19 protein-coding genes and 1 pseudogene are annotated in these 20,317 nt (G+C 35.2%); 13 read left to right on the top strand and 7 right to left on the bottom strand.

Going from position 1 to position 20,317, the window contains the following annotated elements; genetic code table 11:
• Positions 1-12: 12 nt before the first annotated feature.
• The 12 genes and pseudogenes from IEV85_RS03310 to IEV85_RS03260 all read left to right on the top strand — a co-directional run bounded on the left by IEV85_RS03310 (position 13) and on the right by IEV85_RS03260 (position 10,630).
• Positions 13-345, top strand: a complete 333-nt coding sequence (locus tag IEV85_RS03310; RefSeq protein WP_188460379.1) for a helix-turn-helix domain-containing protein — start codon at positions 13-15, stop codon at positions 343-345.
• A 227-nt stretch (positions 346-572) separates the two neighbouring features.
• The gene (locus IEV85_RS03305) at positions 573-914 is read left to right on the top strand and encodes a hypothetical protein (RefSeq protein ID WP_188460378.1); all 342 of its coding nucleotides are present in this window, start codon (positions 573-575) and stop codon (positions 912-914) included.
• 388 nt (positions 915-1,302) lie between these two features.
• Positions 1,303-1,458, top strand: a complete 156-nt coding sequence (locus tag IEV85_RS03300; RefSeq protein WP_188460377.1) for a hypothetical protein — start codon at positions 1,303-1,305, stop codon at positions 1,456-1,458.
• 12 nt (positions 1,459-1,470) lie between these two features.
• Positions 1,471-1,542: pseudogene (locus IEV85_RS25300) on the top strand (hypothetical protein); the annotation flags it as partial.
• A gap of 134 nt (positions 1,543-1,676) precedes the next feature.
• Positions 1,677-2,063: a hypothetical protein gene (locus IEV85_RS03295; RefSeq protein ID WP_188460376.1), complete on the top strand. Its 387-nt coding sequence runs from the start codon at positions 1,677-1,679 to the stop codon at positions 2,061-2,063.
• A 533-nt stretch (positions 2,064-2,596) separates the two neighbouring features.
• Positions 2,597-3,151, top strand: coding sequence for a hypothetical protein (locus IEV85_RS03290; protein WP_188460375.1), 555 nt, complete (start codon positions 2,597-2,599; stop codon positions 3,149-3,151).
• 151 nt (positions 3,152-3,302) lie between these two features.
• Positions 3,303-4,541 (top strand): hypothetical protein, encoded by a 1,239-nt coding sequence (locus tag IEV85_RS03285; protein ID WP_188460374.1) that lies wholly within the window; start codon positions 3,303-3,305, stop codon positions 4,539-4,541.
• A 278-nt stretch (positions 4,542-4,819) separates the two neighbouring features.
• A complete protein-coding gene (locus IEV85_RS03280) occupies positions 4,820-5,947 on the top strand; it encodes a hypothetical protein (protein WP_188460373.1) in 1,128 nt (375 codons plus the stop codon).
• 50 nt (positions 5,948-5,997) lie between these two features.
• Positions 5,998-7,515: a hypothetical protein gene (locus IEV85_RS03275; RefSeq protein ID WP_188460372.1), complete on the top strand. Its 1,518-nt coding sequence runs from the start codon at positions 5,998-6,000 to the stop codon at positions 7,513-7,515.
• A 147-nt stretch (positions 7,516-7,662) separates the two neighbouring features.
• Positions 7,663-7,929: a hypothetical protein gene (locus IEV85_RS03270; RefSeq protein ID WP_229712488.1), complete on the top strand. Its 267-nt coding sequence runs from the start codon at positions 7,663-7,665 to the stop codon at positions 7,927-7,929.
• Positions 7,930-8,091: 162 nt separating this feature from the next.
• A complete protein-coding gene (locus IEV85_RS03265) occupies positions 8,092-8,778 on the top strand; it encodes a Swt1 family HEPN domain-containing protein (protein ID WP_188460370.1) in 687 nt (228 codons plus the stop codon).
• Positions 8,779-9,232: 454 nt separating this feature from the next.
• Complete coding sequence (locus IEV85_RS03260) at positions 9,233-10,630, top strand: NAD-dependent succinate-semialdehyde dehydrogenase (RefSeq protein WP_188460369.1); 1,398 nt, start codon at positions 9,233-9,235, stop codon at positions 10,628-10,630.
• 1,009 nt (positions 10,631-11,639) lie between these two features.
• Here the strand turns inward: IEV85_RS03260 and IEV85_RS03255 are convergent.
• Complete coding sequence (locus tag IEV85_RS03255) at positions 11,640-11,882, bottom strand: DUF1989 domain-containing protein (RefSeq protein ID WP_229712487.1); 243 nt, start codon at positions 11,880-11,882, stop codon at positions 11,640-11,642.
• A 101-nt stretch (positions 11,883-11,983) separates the two neighbouring features.
• On the opposite strand from IEV85_RS03255, the gene IEV85_RS03250 reads away from it, so the two are divergent.
• Positions 11,984-12,598, top strand: coding sequence for a hypothetical protein (locus tag IEV85_RS03250; protein ID WP_188460368.1), 615 nt, complete (start codon positions 11,984-11,986; stop codon positions 12,596-12,598).
• Positions 12,599-12,855: 257 nt separating this feature from the next.
• On the opposite strand, the gene IEV85_RS03245 is transcribed toward IEV85_RS03250, so the two are convergent.
• The 6 genes from IEV85_RS03245 to smc form a co-directional block, all read right to left on the bottom strand.
• Positions 12,856-13,437: a DUF1989 domain-containing protein gene (locus tag IEV85_RS03245; protein WP_188460367.1), complete on the bottom strand. Its 582-nt coding sequence runs from the start codon at positions 13,435-13,437 to the stop codon at positions 12,856-12,858.
• Complete coding sequence (locus IEV85_RS03240) at positions 13,421-14,041, bottom strand: FMN-binding negative transcriptional regulator (RefSeq protein WP_188460366.1); 621 nt, start codon at positions 14,039-14,041, stop codon at positions 13,421-13,423. Before IEV85_RS03240 ends, IEV85_RS03245 begins: the two co-directional genes overlap by 17 nt.
• A gap of 19 nt (positions 14,042-14,060) precedes the next feature.
• A complete protein-coding gene (locus IEV85_RS03235) occupies positions 14,061-14,567 on the bottom strand; it encodes an FMN-binding negative transcriptional regulator (RefSeq protein ID WP_188460365.1) in 507 nt (168 codons plus the stop codon).
• The gene (gene gntA / locus IEV85_RS03230) at positions 14,567-15,244 is read right to left on the bottom strand and encodes a guanitoxin biosynthesis heme-dependent pre-guanitoxin N-hydroxylase GntA (RefSeq protein WP_229712486.1); all 678 of its coding nucleotides are present in this window, start codon (positions 15,242-15,244) and stop codon (positions 14,567-14,569) included. Before gntA ends, IEV85_RS03235 begins: the two co-directional genes overlap by 1 nt.
• Before the next feature lie 388 nt (positions 15,245-15,632).
• Positions 15,633-16,454: a formate/nitrite transporter family protein gene (locus IEV85_RS03225; protein WP_188460363.1), complete on the bottom strand. Its 822-nt coding sequence runs from the start codon at positions 16,452-16,454 to the stop codon at positions 15,633-15,635.
• A gap of 223 nt (positions 16,455-16,677) precedes the next feature.
• Positions 16,678-20,226 (bottom strand): chromosome segregation protein SMC, encoded by a 3,549-nt coding sequence (gene smc, locus IEV85_RS03220; RefSeq protein WP_188460362.1) that lies wholly within the window; start codon positions 20,224-20,226, stop codon positions 16,678-16,680.
• Between the last annotated feature and the right edge of the window lie 91 nt (positions 20,227-20,317).

The raw sequence follows: 20,317 nt of genomic DNA, 5'->3' as shown, positions 1-20,317 counted from the left end.
CAATTAAAAAATATGGCTATTAAAGACAAAAAATTAAAGATGATGACCCTCGACCAGTTAAAAGACAGGGACATTGGAGAGGTTGGTACTCCAGAAAGAGACCAGTATGAATTTGAACTTAAAATGGAAGTCCTTGGCAACATGATAAAATCAGTCAGAAAGGAGCGACATTTAACACAAGAACAATTGGGACAACTGATAGGAGTTCAAAAATCGCAGATTTCCAAACTCGAACGCAATACGAAGAATGTGACGATTGAAACAATTTTAAAGGTTTTCAATGCTTTAAAGGCGAACGTTAAATTCAGTGTGCAATTAGACCAATCTGATTTGAACATCGCTTAGAATAAGACACTGCAGGTAACATTCTATATAAATCATGGCTGGTAGGTGCTCAACGAAACTTTGACTCTTCGTAGAAAGCCTGTCAACCCGATAGATTGACTTATTGATACAAATTAATTTAATAAGCCAATCCTGCGGATTGCCTTGATAGTTAACTGAAATTTATACATTTTTAATCTGCCACGAATTCATACAGTGGCTTTACCTGTAATATCAGCTAATCTACAATGCACTTTATAAACGACCCCAAAATAGAAATTGTGAGTAATAAAGAATTGACCAGTCATCCCGATGATATCAATTCTTTTATTGCAGAATTAAAATCCGTGAATGCTAGTTTGATTTTGACTATGACTATCCTTGCACGAAAACTTAAACTATCATTAAAGGAGGTCACGCATATTGTCCTCAATTCGCCTTCATGGATTGAACATAAAGAAAGTTTTTATCAGTTCAACGAAGGAGTTTTTAAAGAATGGTCAAAAAATGCAGACAAAGTTGAAGTAACTGATGACAAAATCAGTTTAACATTTGATTTAAAGAAGGATTTGGATAATCCGAGGCAATAAAATGGGGTGATAATAACTACCTAAAGCACTAATAAAAGATAAATTTTTTATTTATTAAATAAAAAAGAGCTGTAGTCATTGCTGAAACCCTCACCAATATTCATTCTTTACTCTTACTATCGAACCAACTTTAAAGGCACTTTTGAATTATTAAATTCAACTTACTACCTACTTTTAGGTATTTTTTAATGGATTTCTACTAAAAATTAGGATTTGAGTAGGGAGGAGGGTATTTTCAGTACTTTAAATATACTAATCACAAATTAAGCGTTTGTAAATGTTTGTAAGCGTTTACAGTCGTTTGTTGTCGGTTATTAAAATCACTAATATAGTAGTGCGATAATAATATGTATCAACAATGTTGATATATTTATGTTGTACACCATAGATGGAACGGATAAAATCAAAAATAGAAGAACTTGCAAATAGAATAAACGCTCCCAAAGAGTATTTGCCAACTTATGGTTATTCTGAAGATTTTGCCAGACCACACATAGAGGTTAAAGGAAATGAGCTACACTGGGTAGTTGTTGAAAGAGGATAGGAATTACAAAGACGCCAAACCGTTGATGAGAAGGAATTCCTTTTTTGGGTATTTGACGCAGTAACTTTTGAAATCGCAACTTGACTAGAATTAGAGAACAGGAATGAAAATGAAGATTTCAGAATTCAACTTTTTAAAATTTAGGAAGATCTTATAGGCAAAATTGACTCTGAATATTCTGAACGCTTAAATATCAAACACCGAAAACTTTTAAAAATATGAGCTGGGATATTGTACTATTTAACTCCAAGGAAACAATAGATTCAATTGAAGAACTTGACGAGCACAAACTTGAACCAATTGACTTCACAGGTATCCTCGAAAAATCATTCAATGACATTATCATAGATGATAACCACCGAGAAATAAACGGAAAAGACTTTTCTATTGAATTCTTTGCTGATGATGAACTCGTAAGTAATAAAATGTTGAGTTTGTATGGGGAGAATGGACTATTCGAATTGATAGAATTGGCAAAACGACACGGATGGCAAATTTTTGATACAGGATTAGGAAGTATGATTGATTTGGAAAACCCAGAGAATAACGGATTTGAAAATCATAGAAACTATGTAGCTCATGTGATTAATATAATGAAAGAGTAAAACGGTGTACAACACTCTGTATATTTCATGGCTCGTTAGTGGTTTTCGAGGCTTTGGTTCTTCGTAGAAATCCCGTCAATCTTCAAGATTGACTAGCTTCGGAGGGCAAATTTAGCAATCAATCTTGCAGATTGGCTCAGTGATAAACCGAAATTTCATTACCTTTAATTCAGCCACGAAAACATACAGTAAACGTTAAGTGCAATGAATCAATATTTATGATGAAGAAGGAGGAAACACAAAACGAAGAACAATCTGATATAAGTAAAAACCATCTTAGCTTATTACTGTCCTTTTGTTTGATATTCGTTTTTCAGTTTTTTACAAATTATGTTGACTCAATTGTTGTGAATATAATTTTTCTCCTTGTAATTTTTGGATTAATAACATACTTCTATAAGGTATATAGATCCAAATTCAACAACCTTTTGATTCTTTACATCCTTGTTCTTTTAATCGCATTTGTCTTCCCCTTTTTCCATTTTATTTTGTTCAGTTTTGATCGAAACAACTATTCATACAGTGAAGAGTATTTGAGGTATCAGAATACAATACTGGAACGCGAAATAGAACATTATTCGGATTATAGTATTTTAGAAGAATTACTAGACCAAAAAAATGACAGTATTCTCAATTCAAAAGTTGAAAACTATCAAGTCAATACAGTAATAAATGTTGGTGTTTTTTCTTTAAAAGTGAAAAAACGAAGTGATATGACGAGACCAGTTGATAGAGGTCATGAAGGCTATGAAGCAAAAACAATTGATATCACGCGTTTAACTAAACCCAATGAAATAATTGGCTCGTTCAATATAATTGATGAACCAATAAAAAAGGCAATTGAAATCAAATTAATTCACCGAAATGAAATAATATCAATGATTAAAAACCCAATCAATTATGTTCAATTTAAAGATGTTTGGCTTGAATGTACTACTGCTTTCTTACTTAGTAATATAAAACCAATTTCCTCTACTGCACAGCTATTTCAGATAATTCAGGTTTTTATATTATTTGTAACTGCGACAATATTTGGGAATTCGTTAGGAAGTTCGAAACACTTTTCGATCACTAAAAAAAACACTTAACATTGTATATAAAAAACAGGCAAAATATTAGTAAAATCAAGGCTTTTGTCTTGTATCAAACATTGTGTTTAACAGAAAGTTTGGTTCTTAGAAATCGCCTACTTTTCATATACTAATCGTTGTGCATAATTGTAAAACCAAAATTCAATAAATGAAAAAAACAATAAAATTTATCCTGAAAGGTCTATTAGGATTAATCATACTTGCATTTTTATTGTATACTGGATTTAGAGTTAGGGAATATTTTGTTGGTAATAAATATGTAAGCTACTTAGAAAAAAACACTCTTGAACAAACCCCAATAGCAGATTCTTTAGTGTTAAAATTTAATGACCAATTTTATAACAACAATTTATTTTTGGTAGGCGAACTTCACGAAGTGGCAACTTCCCCAATCATAGATGTTGCAATGTTTATACATCTAAACGAAAAAGTGAATATCACAGCAAACATTGCCGAAATGGATATTGCTCAAGCCTATTATTTAAACAAATACCTGAACGGTTCATCAACACAAAATCTGGAAACCATCTTAAAAAATTGGAGTGTTTTCATCGGACAGGTAAGTAAAGCATATCGAAACGGAAAATGGGGAAAACTGAAAGATTATTATCAAAGCTTACCTGACAATAAGAAATTTAAGGTTTTTGGCATTGATAAAATAAGTGATTTTAGTCTTTTACATAATCTTTTAAATGAAAAAATACCCTATGAATACCAAATTCCAAAGGGTGAAGAAAAACTTATCAAATGGGGAACGGCAAACATTCCAAAGATACTATCAAATCACGATTTTGGATTTAATGAACGCCAGTTACTTGAAAACATCTATTATAATTTATCAAATTATAAAAATATCAAGTATCGGGACGAGTTTATGTTTGAAAACTTTAAACGTTTTTATAAACAAAATGACTGGGCGAATAATAATCTATACGGCTGTTTTGGTTTTTACCACACGCTTCAAGGGTTACAAAGAACTTTTGCAGGGAGGCTAAGAAACAGTAATCAACCTAATATAAAAGAAAAAATGGTTTCTATAAATACTATAAATACCAACGCTCATATAACGGTTTTAAGCTCCTACTTACCCTCATTTATTGCCGATAATACAGAATATACAAGATTGTCTTTTTCCAGCGACAATATGTTTGATAATTATATTTTGGGTATTGAAGATTTCAAAAGAGCTGGGAAAAGGAAATCGATTAATCTATTTCAACTGAATGCTGATGAAGCACCCTATAAGCATTCTTTAAGAGGAATATTAAATTTTAGTTTACTTCCTTTCGCTCCCAGTATTAACATTAAGAACAAAAACACAGCAACAACTGACTATTTTCAATATATATTTGTTGTAGATGGTGCCGATTGGATTCAACCTGGCTAAAAAACAACTATGCACAACACCGTATATAACAAATAGCTAAGTAATTTCAAGATCAAAAATTTTGGTATATTGAGGAAGTCGCCAAATCTTTTGATTTGGAATTTTAAACAGAAAAAATAAAAACAAAATACAAAAATTTTGGCTTGTTGCTTTACTGAAAATATCCGCTAACTTTCACGCTACTTGTCATATACAAAACCGTTATGCTTAACTAAATGAAAGTTCTCAAAAGTACCATATTGAAAAAACGAAAGTCCGAGTTCGGTAATTTCGAGCTGGTGCCAGATATAGGATGGAAAATTTCTCAGGCATTCATTGATTTCGAATCTGGACTTTTAGTAGTAAGTGAAAGTGACGAAAATGAAGATAATTGGATTGTTGGTGGTGGAATCAGGCAAATCCCAAATAGGCAATTTATTATCGACCCAAAAACAGGTCAGATTCTTAATCATACTGATTGGTCTAAATATTTCAATTACAAAACTACCGAATCATATAGTGAAGATGGAAAACTCAAATTATTAACAACAAGAGTTCATGAACCAGAAAGAAATACTGACGGAATACAGGAGGAATTGATAAATGTTGAATCAGGGCAAACGCTGTCTACTTCTACTGGAGTTTCTTTTAGGAAAGAAAAAAGAGAAACGTTAATTGATGGCTATTATGAAAGCATCGAAAGAGCTAAAAGTTATAAAAAGCAATTAGAACTAGGGGAATATCCCGAAGGCCTAAAAGATAAATATTTTCAAAGTCTTGAGTCAGGAAGTCAGGTTATAGAATACTATAATGAACAGTACGTTTACAAACTAACATTTGATAATAATCGCTTTATATTAGGTAAAGCCACTCGACCTAAATCAATAGAAGAATGGGATAATTATCAGATTGAAATTCTCAATGAATTCGCACTAATAAATGAGTTTTGGAACTACTTATCTAAAAATGATAATTGGTTTGAAGTTCTAAAACCTAGAAAAATTCATCCATCTCTTCATTATTATATAATTACATGGCATAACTATTTAATTCATGCCAATGAATTGAGTTATTATAGCCATAAAGCTATAAATGAATGGATGAATCAATGCTGGGATAATTCACTAAATAGAAATGTTTATTGGCAGTTTTGTTCTAACTGTAAAGCGCGAGTTTTATATTATCCTCGTTATCCTAAACACGCATGTCGGAAATGTGTTGATTTAATTAAAGATGAAAAGGGAAACGATTTAGATTATAAAGATAAACACGAGTTAAAATATATTGATGGAGAATTTCAACTTGTGTTCAAAGAATCTGATAAAAGTGTGAAAATATTTATAGGGACTGATGAATACTTAGCTTCAGAAGCAAGATTTGGAGGTGTAGTCCATCAAAAAAAAGAAAATAAGCATAACACCATGTAAAAATGCATTAAAACGCATTTTACACTCAACGTTAGCTGAAATTAGAAATCATGAGTCAAGATGATTTAAACAAGCAAATAGATTCCCTGAATGAAACTATCCAAGGCCTAAAGTCTTATAATGAGCTTCAAGATAGGTTAGAAAAACAAGTCAAGGATCATAAAGAATACCTAGAAGGACTCTTCAATAAGACAGTTCGTATTCTATATGTGATTGCCGGATTCTTAATTGGTATTACCGGCATTTTAGGCATTAAGACATATTGGGATATCGAAACGAAGTTGAAGGATTATGCTGACAAGAGAATTGAGAAAGTAATAAGTGAAGATCATATCACAGAAAGTGTAGAAAAACAAGTTCTGGAGTATAGTAAAGGAGCCTTAATTCACTATCTCAGTATCATTTCAATAGATAAAAGTGATTTCAAACTAAGTGCAAGTGAACTGTCAGTTATTGAACTTGAAATTAATAGTTTAGAAACTCAATACTTTGGAGATTTACAAACTATAATTAGGAACTTTCAATACTTTAAAGAGGAAGGTAAAGAAAAATTTGGCGGAATTTTAAAAGCTCAGCTATCATTAGCTCTTGAAAAAGATGAGTTTGAAGAAAAATCAATTGAGCTTCTCCATTCTTTAAGTATACTTGATTATAAAACAGGAATGAATGATTTCCTTTTCATTGTAAATGACAACTCATATTCAAATGAGTTACAGAAGAAGTACATTGAATTGATTCCTAACTTAATTAGAGATAACAACGACAAAGTTGAAATTTTAAAAGCTCTAAAAAGGGATTTACGTACGTTAAGAGATGAGAACTCTGAAGTTTACATAAAAAGAACTTTGGCAATATTCCAAATTTCAAATTCGGAAGGCATTGATATTCTAATTGGACTTGCTGATCTACTAGATAAGAAAAAATACATCGAACTATATTTAGACATCATTGAAGGAGTAATGTCTAACACAAGAGAATCACGATTCCTTCGTGGATCAAGGAACCCTTTTGACGCTAGAGATAAGCAAGTTATAAAGCCGCTTTTCCTTAGTGAAAAAGTATACTTTTCATTTTCACCCTCCGACCATTTTCGACATGGAATAGGACGCTATGGGCAAGAATCTAAGCCCTCTATCTCTCTGATGATTAACGATGACGATGGAAGTGGAGCATCAGGTGGGGGTTGGGAAAGGTTCATTGATAATGATTGGCTCTTAAGAATACTTGGTGAAGTCTACTCTGAAATAGAAACAAACTCTTCTAAACTTAGATACTTAAAAGGAATCATTATTCCAATATCGACTTACTACATGTATTATTTTGAATACGAAAAAACTACAGGAGTTATTGGTCCAAATGCAAATAGAGTTGACTGGCAAGATGGTTTCTATTTGTCACTAACCAATGGTACCAGTAAAAGTATCTTAACCGGAATCGAGGAAGGTAATTTTACTTCAATAGAAAAGAATAAAACCAATGGAATTGACAGAAAAATAATTCCTATATCAGATGTACAAGGATTTCGATGGGCTTCAAGGAGTAACAGATTACGAAATAGGTATTATTAACTTCAGCTAACAAACACTAAAAATGAATACGCGAACTGAGCACTTTGAAACTAAAATGCGAACAGGATACATTAGTGCTTCTAGCAACTGGGGCGCATACTCATTTTAGTTAGACGTAAGCCATTGATAAAAAATGAAACTAAAAATATGTTTACAAATAATGTTCTTGTAATAATTGAAGTTAATGAGCCAAATAAAGCTTCAGACATTAGATATATTACAATTGGAAGTACTGATAATACAAAGTCTGATTCAGAATTTGCATCACAAGCTGTTGCAACATTTAAGGCTGAAAAAAATTACTCAGATGAAACTACTTTTAGCGTCAAAGACGTTTTAAAATTTGACTCTCAAGAAACTTATATTAATTATTTTGAGAATCAATTATCTGATTATATCGCATCTTTAAAATAAACCTGTAATGAGCGATTTTAGCTACGAAAAACCAGATGAAAAAACATATTTTCAGGCTGTCTTAAAAGTTCTTGAAAAAAAAAAGAATTAGCAAGTAAATTAAAACTTGGAAAATGTACTATTTCTGACTCTTCAACATTCTCTCAAAAAAGATGGAATGGAATGCAAACCACGATCTATTTTTATGTTCCAATTGACATTATTGACCAAATTGACCATTCTGACAAAACAATTTTGTTGAGCGTGTGTGATATGATAATGCCGAAAGAAACAGGATTTGATATAACGGAAATAGAAATCGGACCACTTTTAGATTCAATATCTGCTAACAAAACTCTCCAAGATGACTTAGAGGATATAACCAAAAATGAATCTTATGCAATAATTCAAACACTACCAGAAGACATAAAAGATAAAGGACAGGAGATGTCTGAAGTGTACTCTTATTTATATTGTATTGAAAATACACTTAGAATTTTTATAGAACAAATTGGGACTGATAAGTATGGAGACGATTACTTTAATCAATTATCGATATCAAATTCTGTGAAACGAAAAATCGAGCAGAGAAAAGAAGAGGAAGAAAAAAATCAATGGTTGTGTATTAGAGGGAATTCGGACTTACTCTATTTAGACTTCAAAGAACTTGGAGATATTATTGTAAATAATTGGGAGAATTTTAAACCATTTTTTCCTGAACAAGCATTTGTTACTTCTAAAATAAATGAATTGTCAAGGTGTCGAAATTTAGTTGCTCATAACAGTATGATTACTAATTCAGAAAAAGATTTACTAGGATTATACTATAATCAATTTTTAAGTCAGATTAACGGAACCAGACACGAATAAAACGGCTTACAACACTGTATGCTATGAAAAGCCATAAGAAAGCCAGCCATAAAGGGTGGGTTTGTTCTATCATTAGTTCAAGACACTACTATCAACTGCTTGGCTATCTTTCTATAACATTATAAGCCATGCTGCTTTTTGTGCTATTTGCTATAGAAGCGGTGCTTTTTCGTATTATTATGTTGGCTAAGTGCTCAACCGAAAGATCATTCCTTTTAATTCCAATACAAATCATAGATAAGCAGCTAATTGCAGTGCTGGTAAATATAAACTTGTTAACCATTTGCATAGCGCTTTTTGTGATCCACTTATGAAAAGAAGTAAGTTAAAAAGTTGAATTGCAAATGAGTCCCGGATGGGCCCCATAACCATTTTTGCTGCCAGATGTTTAAGTGAAATACGCCAACAAAGCATATTTGCTCTCGTTCTTTTAAATAACTAAAAAAGAACTACCATGAGTGAAATAGCAGAGAAAGAAAATAAACTAGAGACCATCAACCCAGCCACGGAAGAACAACTCAATACTTATACTTCAATGACTGATCAGGAAATGAATGCAGCTATAGAAAATTGCCATAAAGCATTTCTACGGTGGAAGGAAAAAACTCCAAAAGAACGAGCAGAGGTAATTAAAGCTATCGGCAAGCAATTGACTGAGAGAACTGATGACCTGGCCAAGATGATGACCGAGGAGATGGGTAAAATGCTTAAGCATGGCAAGCAGGAAGTGGAATTGTGTGCTGGTATTTGCGAGTATACTGCCGCTAACGGCCCTGATAATTTGAAGGATGAAGAGCGTGAGTTGCCTGATGGGGGTAAAGGGATAATCACCTACTCTCCAATAGGTGTGATTTACGGTATTCAACCATGGAATTTCCCTACTTACCAAGTAGTTCGCTACGCCATTGCTAACCTAATGGCTGGTAATAGCGTGCTATTGAAACATTCCAGTTCAGTTACCGGCAGTGCTTTATTGATCCGGGAAATTTTTGAAGCAGCAGGTTTGCCAAAGGATCTCTTTACTGTATTGATCATCAGCCATGATCAGTCCAATGCGGTCATTGAGCATAAGCTCGTAAGAGGCGTTACCCTCACGGGAAGTCCCGGAGCAGGTAGCAAAATAGCTAAGATGGCTGGAAAGCATCTTAAAAAAACCGTGCTGGAATTGGGAGCCAATGATGCTTACGTTGTATTGGAAGATGCTGATGTAGAGCTGGCAGTGAAAATGTGTGTGAAAGGACGCGTGTTTAATAATGGAGAAACTTGTGTGGCGGCCAAAAGATTTATCGTGACAGATAAGTTATATGACACATTTAAAGAAGGTTTTGTCAAAACAATGGCTGGCTTGAAATATGGTGATCCTAAAGATGACAGCAACGACTTAGGTCCAATGGCTCGTAAAGACTTGAGGGATGAGCTACACGAACAAGTGGAGCAAAGTGTAAAAAATGGTGCTGAAATATTGTGTGGAGGTAAAATTCCTGATAGGGAAGGCTATTATTATCCGGCTACGGTGCTAGGCAATGTAAAGCCCGGCCAAGCAGCTTATGAAGAAGAACTTTTTGGACCTGTAGCTTCCTTAATTAAAGCAAAGGATGATGAAGATGCTATGCGCATTGCCAATGATAGTAAATTTGGTTTGGGTGGTGCCATTTTCTCAAGAGATGAAGACCGCGCACTCGAATTGGCAAGCAAGCACTTTGATACAGGTATGGTACATATCAATTCCTATGGATTGGCCAATCCTGGTATGCCTTTTGGTGGAGTGAAAAATTCCGGTTACGGCCGTGAGCATGGTGGTTTCGGGATGAAAGAGTTTGTTAACGTAAAAGCTATCACCCTGTCAAATTAAGTGATCCATAAATGAATGATTAAATAATTCAATAAAAGCCACTGGATATATAAATTCAGTGGCTTTTTATATGCAGGTAATCCAAATATTTGCTCAAAACATCGAGTTACCGAAAATCACATTGTAAAAGCAGCCCATGTGAGTCAAACATCCACAGTAAATTGAGTTCGTTTTATTAAAAATTGACGTAACGTTATATAATGACGTCATCTCGGAAATTTTCTTTTTACATTTTTCAAAAAAAGAAAATTATCCGTGATCTCATTAATATTTACTATAGGCTACTCATGTAAAATGAAATTGAACTCAAAAACCAGATATACTGACCTTAATAAGTGTTTCTTAAACTTTAAAACTAAGTGTAAAACCTCAAAAAAAGAGAGGTTTTACTAAATATTGAGGTTTCAATTACACTTTAAGGTATTTTAAACAAAATTTTATTCTTTATCTTTTTGCTACTATATAAGTAGCTTAAACGGATAGTTGCGAAGCCACCTTTGCAGAACTCACCCAGCCAAAGGGCTGGCAGGCTCCTGATTCGTCTTTGACAAATCTGTCCCCTCTCTCTTGAGGAGAGAGGGGAGAAATCTCGTAAAAATCGATATTATTCATTAAACTTACTATTGTTACATAACAATGACCGCTGCAAATATTCCCTTCTCTTCATAAAAGAGAAGGGTGGGCCCCGCCAGCTGGCGGGGTTCGGGATGAGTTCAAAAAGCTGGAAGTCGACAATCGCTGACCAGCGGCAAGTTATCTCATTTGAAGTTCAGTTCCAATAACTGCGATGACTTGATCAAAAAGATACAATGCCAAAGGCATCCCTTTGGGGAAAATCAAGATCCGCCAGCTGGCGAAATTCCACGCTACAATTCAACGCGCTCCCTGCCTTTTTGTCGACCAGCCCGCCCGGTTTTAGCAAGACTTTTTCCCGAACGATCGGGATATTATTTGGTTATCGAACAGTGCAGGATTTATCATGAGCACCCTATGTAATGCAAATTTTGAATTACGCCATCACCTCATAGTGTATAGACTTAAAAGTACCACCATTGCTGTCTTCAGCGGAGCAGGCAGTTAGCCCCACAATTAAATCCATCTGGGCTTCGAATAGTACATAATCCCCTGCTTTACTCAAAGGAGGCTCTACACTTAGCTTGCCTTCGGCATCAAATTGCACATTCATAAAAATGTTGAAAGCAGTAGGAATGTCATCCGCATCAATATTGAGTTTAGTTAGATATGTAGACATAATTTATTATGTGCAATAAGTGAATTAAAATAAATTTATGTTCTTGTTTTAATTGTAAAATGGTATATTAGACAATATTAAAACTAAAACCTTATTACATAATGTCTAATATTTTGAGATTATTGTTATTAGTTATCATTCTATCTTCAGGGTGTCAAAGCGAAGATGATTTTAACATTGCTCCTACAAGTGAGCTTCAAGTACTCGATGGGCCCATCTATCCATTTCCCGAAAAACCTCATCTTTTATCTGCCTTGGTAATAGAGAGTAACTGTGCTAGAGATGCCAAGTCTTACACATTATATGCTTCATCGGGAACAAAACATACCGTTTATGATAGACATGTTTATGTGGGAATAATAAGTAATAATAATATTGTTGAGGCAAAATTACTTAAAATACCTGCTTTACAAACGAAATCAAACAATGTTGCAGTATTTGATACTCCAGTTGGGGTACTAAATACAGTAAAAGTTAAAATTTACGGTGTTTATAAAAATGGAGTAGTAGATATCAAGAGTGATTATAATCTTTTAGAAACTACTATGTCATCTGTGAATTATTGTTTAGAATATTCTGGAAGTAGCTCACCTTGTAATGGAATTATTGATTTAAATGAATCTCCTTCAGAGACTGATGATGATGATGGAGATGGATTGTGTAATGGATCAGATCCTGACCGTGATGGCAATGGAATACCAGATATAATGGAATAGTATCCATAAGGTTGAATTCACATGCAATATGTACATTGCATGTGAATTTAAAATCTGAAACTAGTTTTTTGAAGTTAAATAAAAGTGATTAAGAAGCTTCTATTTAGAAAACGAAATCACTGTCGAGAATAAAACTTATTTTTGCTAGTGTTAGCTTTATTTGCAGATTTTCAAATCAACCACTTTGAATAATTTACAGTCTATTTAGTAGGTAGAAACTGCTTACACTTTATTTATATCTTCTATTTAAGTAATATCTAATCCATCACCTCATAGTGGATAGGCTTAAAAGTACCACCATTGCTGTCTTCAGCGGAGCAGGCAGTTAGCCCCACAATTAAATCCATCTGGGCTTCGAATAGTACATAATCCCCTGCTTTACTCAAAGGAGGCTCTACACTTAGCTTGCCTTCGGCATCAAATTGCACATTCATAAAAATGTTGAAAGCAGTAGGAATGTCATCCGCATCAATATTGAATTTTGTAAGGTGAGTGCGCAGGTTCTCAAAGCAACTGGGATGGTAACCGTCCACATCATACATAATTTTGAAGGTAGCAGGGCTGCAGGGAGCCAGCAGAAAATCATTTCTGCCATTGGTGTCTTCCAGAACATGCATCATTTTGTTGCTTCGGTTGCTCCAGAGGTAGTTCCCTTCTGTTATCAAAATGCTTTCTTCAAAATCCATCGTTTTACCACTGGAAATTTTCTCGCGTCTGTCATGCGCATTAAAAAGCACCATGTCACTTACTTGTCCACCTTTTGGGTCAATTACTTTTAATTTTTGGCCTTTTTGGATTTGGAAGGCTACTCCACTTTGTTTTTCAATGATCTGTGCCATGAATTTCTTTCAATTGTTTGCTTATTTCGGAAGCCTGGTAGTTTTCCTCTTTTTCCAGCTCCTTTGTAATGTTATAAATGTCTTCTTTTTTAAAACCCTGGTGAAGTTTTGCAATCCCTTGTATTCGTTCCGGATACAGCCAAAAACCTGTAATCCGCTTAAGATGATCTTCAAGCATTTCTTTGGGCAGCTCATGATAAAGTAGTGGGTCGTGGCGATCTTTCTCAAAATGATATACCAATCGCTTAAGGCTTTCTACCAATTCGTCACTTGTCTGCACTTTTAAGCTGCAGTTGATGTGCAGTGCAGTATAATCCCAGGTGCTTATATTCTTCTCCTGGTACCAGGAGGAAGAGACGTAACTGTCCGGCCCTTTAAAAATAAGTAAAGCTTTTACCCCATTTTTCAAATCCTTCAGTTGCTCATTCTGGTTGGCTATATGTCCGTAGAGAGTAAATTCCTCTGCATCTTCCTTTAGCAAAATAGGGATGTGAGTAGCTATTAAGTCTTTCTCTGAGGTAACAAATGTGGCAAAAGGATGTGTTTTGATGAAATTAAAAGTGAAATCTCTATCGCTCTTTTTATATTTTTCAGATTGAAACATACTACTTCTTTTCTTAAGATTATTGTACAAGTCTTGAAACCGGACTTGTAAGGTTTGGGTAACACCAAAATCCGGTTATAAGATGCATTTGTCGTTCAATGATGGTGTTTATTTTTTCGGTACAGGTATTTTCTTTACCATAAAATAGCCTGAGGCGCTCGAACGTTTTTTCCAGGCTACTCCTCAACTCTTCCTCTGTCTGGAGCTTTAATTCCCCATTAATGTGCACAGCGGAAAATTCTGTTTCAGACTGTGCCTCAGGAGTATCCAATGCCGAAGTACATAAATCTTTTTCCTGGAAAATGATCAAAGCTCTTTTCTTGTTTTCCAGGTATTTATACTGCGCATTATGCTTAGCCATATGTCCGTAAAGCACAAATTCATCAGCTGTACCTTTAGTTAAAATAGGTACAGTGGTGGTTAAGAAGTCATTTCCGCTTACAATAATATTTGCGATCGGGTTTGCCTGAATGAAATCAAATATCAGTTCTTTTTTGGTTTTAGTGTGTTGGTCTACGCTTTTCATCACTCCTTATTTTTAGCATGAAAAGGGCATTTCCATTCTTTATTAACATTGCGACCGCTGTATTGAAGTGCTTCACTGCTTTTTCCAAAATCTTCCAGTACAGGGTTAATGTGCCCTTGCAGTGCTTTATCTCTTTCCCTTATTTTATCCCTCACATTTTCATAAGCTTTCATGTCGCGCAACTTTTCAAATTGCCAGTGGAGGTTAAATATAATAGTTGGGTAGGGGCTTCTTCTGGCATATCTTGAGCTTTCAGGATGCATACCTACAATATAGAAAGCCTTTCCTAATATGCTGAAGCTAAAGTTTTTATCTTCCGGATTGTTGCTCACAGTTTTATCCCAACTTTCTGTATCCTGATTGTGTAAAAGCTGCAACTGCTCCCATAAAGCCTGCTCAAAAAATTCTTCTGAAGGATAAGCTTCATTAGGGAAAGAGGCTATGAAAGTTTGGAAGTTATTGTCTTTAAAGTTATAATCCTTAATGTAATTGCCTAAGTCTTCCAGAATGAGGGTAGTTGTTACTTTATCTCCTAATTTTTCATAGGTATGAAGTTCAACTTCTCCCATTTTAAATACAGATTGCGCCATCAGACAAGGATGATCCTGTGCTACAATAAAGTTCTCAAATTCTTTAAAAACTTGTAATCGATCGGGTATTAGTGTGGTAGTTTCCATTATTAAAAAGTGCATTATTTGCTCTGTCAATTATTGACAGGCATCCTGCTTTTGTTAAAAAATACTCTTCAACAATTAAAAAAAAATGGTCATGAAGAGAATGAAAAAAATAGTAATAATCTTATTTTTTTAGTTTACTGGTTTTGAGGATTGATGGTTGCGCAAGTTTGTTCAATTTTGTTTTAATATCCCTATTTTGAGATGAATGGTTAGAAGTGAATATATTTTAATTCCTCTGAAGTGTATTATCTTAATTTCTTTTAATAAAATAGGTAATTAGCTTAAATAAGTGAAGATGATTGAACGAGGCAGGAAATATAACTAAAATAAGATTTATTTACATATATATCTATGTGTTTAAGAGCATTTTCGAGTGCGCTGTTGGTTCTTAACCCTTTTTATCAGGCTTTACCGTGCTGAATTTAAGTACAGAAACAAATAAAACTCCGCCAATCAGGTTGCCTATTGTAGACCATAATTGAAAGTGGCCATATTGCGCAAAAGTTATGTCAGTGACTAAAAGACCGGCAAATACTTCAATGGAACCTACTATAGAATGGTGAAGTCCACCGATGCCAATTAAGAAAGTAACTATAACTATTACAACAATCCTGCTGATGGTTTCCTGCGATGAGCTCACCAGCCACGAAACTAAACCCATTAACCAGCCAGCTACAATGCTGCTAATCAGAATGATATCAAAACTATAATCTACCAGCTTATGGGCTAATTTATAGAAGGTATCATAAGAAATAATGTCCATAGCCGGTCCCAGAAGAGATAGAATCAAAGAGACAAGGTATCCACCCACCAGGTTGCCTACAAATACCAATGTCCAAACGCGCCCTAAACTAGAAAAAGTAGCTGATTTATTTAAAACAGGAACAAAAGCCAGGTTGGTATGCTCTGTAAAAAGCTCTGAGCGACCTATTATTACAAAAATAAAACCGATAGGATAAGCCATGGCCAACAATACTTCCAAATATGATTTTGAAATCTCCTCATAGAACAAGGTGTGTACAATTCCCACCAACAGCAAAGTAAAGCCAACTTCCATTCCTCCTGCTATAGCCGACATAAATAAACCTCTTGAGGGCCTCTTGTGCTCTAATTCACCTTTTTCTACCTGCTCCATGAAAATTTCGTGGGCTGACTTCGGCTTTTCTATAGCATCTTCTACTTTTCTGGACTTTTTTTCGGTTTCAGACATTGTGGCTGGCAGTTTGGTTAAAAATGGCTTATTTACCATTAAAACTTTTATCGCATCAGTTTGTTTGGAAGCTATAATTACGACATTGAGAGATAAAAGATGAATAAGTGCTATTTTATTATAATTTTAAATCTCCCAAAGTGTCTGCTAAATACGGAATTAATAAGAAGAGTTAAGTAAAACCTGAACCTCCTTTGGAGAAAAAGTGCAGCTCTGGTGAATATTATTCCACGGCATCTGCTAAATCCCTTAAATCTACAGGCACTACGCGTGAAACTCCTTGTTCTATCATGGTAACACCATAAATAATATCTGTACTGGACATAGTACGCTTATTATGTGTTACCACTATAAATTGCGACTCATTAGAAAACTCTCTGATGATATTATTGAATTTGTCAATGTTGGCATCATCCAAAGGAGCATCTACCTCATCAAAAATACAGAAAGGAGCCGGCTTCAGCAGGTAAATTGCAAAAAGTAGCGAAATAGCTGTTAATGTTTTTTCTCCTCCTGATAGCTGATTAATAGTTAATGGCCTTTTACCTTTTGGCTTAGCCATAATTTCAATTTTGGATTCCAGCGGATTGTCCGGATCGGAAAGCTGAAGATCACACTCATCCTCTTCTGTAAACAGAGCCCTGAAAACCTTCATGAAGTTTTCTTTTATTTTCTCGTAGGCTTCAATGAAGTTAATACGCGCTACCTCATCAATCTCACTTATCGTATTCAATAAAGACTCCTTGGCATTTCTCAGATCCTCACGCTGCGAGATAATGAAATCGTTTCTTTCCTTAATTTCCTCGTAGGCTTCCATGGCCATAGGGTTTATTGGCCCCATGCGCTCCATCTTTTCCTTCAGGCGGGAAACCTCTTGCCTTAATTCTTCGGTATCTGGCGCATTCGTCTCACTCTCTTCATCCTGTTCGGCCATTATTTTATCCAAATCGATATCAAACTCTACCGATAGCCTTTCTTTCACACTATTAAGTTGCAGCTTGGTCTCATTGAGATTATTTTGCATTTCCATCAATAGCGTATCAACCTGCTCTTTATTGCGTTGAATTTGCCTGGTTTGCTTTTCTATTTCATCAATTTCCCCTCTGGCTGAGTAATACGCTTTTTCCACCTCGTTTACACCCAGCTCTATGGATTCCTTTTCTTCATACATCCCGAGAAGCTCATCATCATTGTTTTCGGCAGTATCTAAAAGGTGCTTAATGTCTTCATCGTTTTGCTTTAGCTGTACCGTGTTTTTCTCTAACCTTTCGCTGCTACTTTCAAAAGCATTTTGTTTATAACCAATTTCCTGCTCCAGACTATTCACCCGGTTTTGCTGCTGGTGAAATTCAATATTCTCCTGGTTGTAAGCAGAAGACTTCTGGCTTAACAAGTCATCCTGGATGCTGAGGTCTTCACTAATGAGGTTAAGTCGCTGCTCAATATCTTTCAGACGATCAGTTTTTTCCTGCGCTTCAGGCTTTATCACCTCTATTTCTTCGGTAAGTCTTTCCTGTTGCTCCTCCAGCCCTTCTCTTTTATTAGCGGCCGTGCTTAACATTTGAGCAAACTGCTCCTGTTTTGTTTTAACAGATACATATTCGGAATTTACTTCATTAATTTCCGCTTGCAGTAACTCGATATTTTCCCTGTAGCTATGCTGTTTTAGGTTTTCGAGGTCTTTTTGCCTTGTTTCCAGACTCTCCTTAATTCCTGTAATTTTTTTGTTGAGCTGCTTAATTTCTTCCTGAAGCTTTTCCAGATTTTTAGCCCTACCAATTCTCTTTCCTTCAAAAAGCCCTACTGAACCACCGGACATGCTAAACTTACGCTTCGTCACCTTTCCACTTTCTGTGATAAAAGTGCTTTCCCTGTCCTGAGGCATCTTGTTATAATCGCCTTTTACCACATATACATTATCCAGAATATAGGCAATCAACCTTTTGTATTTAGCATCAAACTCCACAATTTCAGTGGCTGCCACAGCATTGTCATACAGTTTTGTGTCGGAAGGCTGGAAATTTTCGAAACTATCCAGAATGAAGAAGTGAGCCTTTCCTTTACTGGCATCACTCAATAGGTTTACCGCTTCATAGGCCTGTGCTTCTGTTTCTACAATATAGTAGTTCATATAAGGCTCCAGAAAGTTTTCTATGGTGATCCTGTAATCTTCCGAACAGGTTAATACATCGGATAGGAGGGGAGCATTCTTTCCCCATTTGGAGCTTTTCTTTAAAAATTTGATGGCTTCAGGAAAACCTTCAAGGTTATCTACTAAAGATTTCGTGAGGTTATACTCGTTCTCTCTCGCATCCAGCTTTCTGGATGACTGGGTAAGTTCTTCCTTAATTAACTCAATGGTATGTTTACCTTCCTCAAGCTGCTGGTTAAGGTGGTTTTCCTTATTCTTTAGGTTTTGAAGGTATTCATTTTTCTCCGCTAAAAGAGTGGAGAGACTATTTATTTTAGAATCGAATTCTGCTACACTGGCGCTTTGTTCTGAGCTGTCGCTGGTACTTCTTTCCAGTTCTTGCTTCACTGAAGAAAGCTGAATTTCTTTGATCTCTACAGATTTATTCAGCTGGTATACTTCATCCTGCAGGCTTTTCTGCTGCCTGTTAAGTGTATTTACCTCTTCTCGGATGGCTGCAGTCTTTGCTTTTTGTGCTTCATACTCAGCCTGTAGCGTTTGAACTCTTTGCTCAGTCTCGAAAAAAATCTTTTCTGCTGATTCTTTTTCCTGGCTTAAGCTTTTAATGCTGAATGCAGCCCGTTCATTACTTTGTTTGTCCTGATCAATCTGTTGCTTCAGGCTGTCACTTTTATCTTGCAGAAAGCGTAAGCGTTCATTTTTTATCTTTTTTTCGCTTTCGTACTGGCGTATTTTATTGACATGTTCATTCAAAGCTTTCTGCCTGGAAGCCAGTAACTTTTCCTGTTGTAGTAAGTCCGCTTTTGCCTTCTCTAATGTGGCTTCCTGCTCGGCTGACTGCCTGTTAAGACTTATCTTTTTATCATTTTCAGCTTCCAGTTGCTTTGTTAACTTAAGGAAAACATCTCTTTTTTCGGCAACGGTTTGCTTGGCCAGTTGCACACTTTTTTCTTTGTATGATGCCTTATGCTCATAATACCTTTCCGCCTGCTTTGCTTGCTTTTCTAAAGATTTCAGGTTCTTCTCAATCTCAAATAAAAGATCTTCCACCCGCTCCAGATCAGTATCTGTATCCTCAAGCTTTTTAAGCGTTTCTTTCTTCCTTATTTTAAACTTACTTATCCCTGCAGCTTCTTCAAATAATCCCCTTCTTGAGTTATCCTTATCAGTTAAGATATCATCCACCATTTTTAATTCAATGATGGCATAGCTGTTGGAGCTAATACCGGTATCCATAAAAAGGTTGGTGATGTCTTTTAACCTGCAGGTGACACCATTTAACAAATATTCACTTTCTCCGGTACGGTAATACCTTCTGGTAATTGTAACGTTTGAATATTCTGTAGGGAGTAAATTTTTGGTATTGTTAAAAGTAAGGGATACTTCCGCCAGATTGCTCTGTTTACGCTTTTTGGTCCCGTTAAATATGATATTCTCCATTTTATCGGAACGGAGCATCCTTGATTTTTGCTCGCCCAATACCCAACGAATTGAATCAACAACATTGGATTTACCACATCCATTAGGGCCTACAACACCGGTAATACCTTTATCAAAATTGATGACCATCCGATCACCAAAACTTTTAAATCCCTTAATTTCAAGTTTGGTAAGCTGCATATCGTATCCAAAGAAGTATTCTGCTTAAAAAAAGCGAACAACAAATTTATCATTTATTTGGATAACTGCGTAATGAAAAAGATAAAAACCC

The organism is Marivirga lumbricoides (assembly GCF_014636295.1).
Classification (GTDB): Bacteria; Bacteroidota; Bacteroidia; order Cytophagales; family Cyclobacteriaceae; genus Marivirga; species Marivirga lumbricoides.
The sequence above is the reverse complement of the archived record's forward strand: the minus strand, read 5'-3'. Positions and strand labels throughout refer to the sequence as shown.

Excerpts from the sequence above, each read along its gene's own strand:
- IEV85_RS03240 (WP_188460366.1), bottom strand. The coding sequence starts at position 14,041 with ATGTTTCAATCTGAAAAATATAAAAAGAGCGATAGAGATTTCACTTTT.
- IEV85_RS03295 (WP_188460376.1), top strand. The coding sequence starts at position 1,677 with ATGAGCTGGGATATTGTACTATTTAACTCCAAGGAAACAATAGATTCA.
- IEV85_RS03255 (WP_229712487.1), bottom strand. The coding sequence starts at position 11,882 with ATGTCTACATATCTAACTAAACTCAATATTGATGCGGATGACATTCCT.
- IEV85_RS03285 (WP_188460374.1), top strand. The coding sequence starts at position 3,303 with ATGAAAAAAACAATAAAATTTATCCTGAAAGGTCTATTAGGATTAATC.
- IEV85_RS03310 (WP_188460379.1), top strand. The coding sequence starts at position 13 with ATGGCTATTAAAGACAAAAAATTAAAGATGATGACCCTCGACCAGTTA.
- IEV85_RS03245 (WP_188460367.1), bottom strand. The coding sequence starts at position 13,437 with ATGGCACAGATCATTGAAAAACAAAGTGGAGTAGCCTTCCAAATCCAA.
- IEV85_RS03250 (WP_188460368.1), top strand. The coding sequence starts at position 11,984 with ATGTCTAATATTTTGAGATTATTGTTATTAGTTATCATTCTATCTTCA.
- IEV85_RS03265 (WP_188460370.1), top strand. The coding sequence starts at position 8,092 with ATGCAAACCACGATCTATTTTTATGTTCCAATTGACATTATTGACCAA.
- IEV85_RS03260 (WP_188460369.1), top strand. The coding sequence starts at position 9,233 with ATGAGTGAAATAGCAGAGAAAGAAAATAAACTAGAGACCATCAACCCA.
- smc (WP_188460362.1), bottom strand. The coding sequence starts at position 20,226 with ATGCAGCTTACCAAACTTGAAATTAAGGGATTTAAAAGTTTTGGTGAT.
- IEV85_RS03275 (WP_188460372.1), top strand. The coding sequence starts at position 5,998 with ATGAGTCAAGATGATTTAAACAAGCAAATAGATTCCCTGAATGAAACT.
- IEV85_RS03305 (WP_188460378.1), top strand. The coding sequence starts at position 573 with ATGCACTTTATAAACGACCCCAAAATAGAAATTGTGAGTAATAAAGAA.
- IEV85_RS03225 (WP_188460363.1), bottom strand. The coding sequence starts at position 16,454 with ATGTCTGAAACCGAAAAAAAGTCCAGAAAAGTAGAAGATGCTATAGAA.
- IEV85_RS03270 (WP_229712488.1), top strand. The coding sequence starts at position 7,663 with ATGTTTACAAATAATGTTCTTGTAATAATTGAAGTTAATGAGCCAAAT.
- gntA (WP_229712486.1), bottom strand. The coding sequence starts at position 15,244 with ATGGAAACTACCACACTAATACCCGATCGATTACAAGTTTTTAAAGAA.
- IEV85_RS03235 (WP_188460365.1), bottom strand. The coding sequence starts at position 14,567 with ATGAAAAGCGTAGACCAACACACTAAAACCAAAAAAGAACTGATATTT.
- IEV85_RS03300 (WP_188460377.1), top strand. The coding sequence starts at position 1,303 with ATGGAACGGATAAAATCAAAAATAGAAGAACTTGCAAATAGAATAAAC.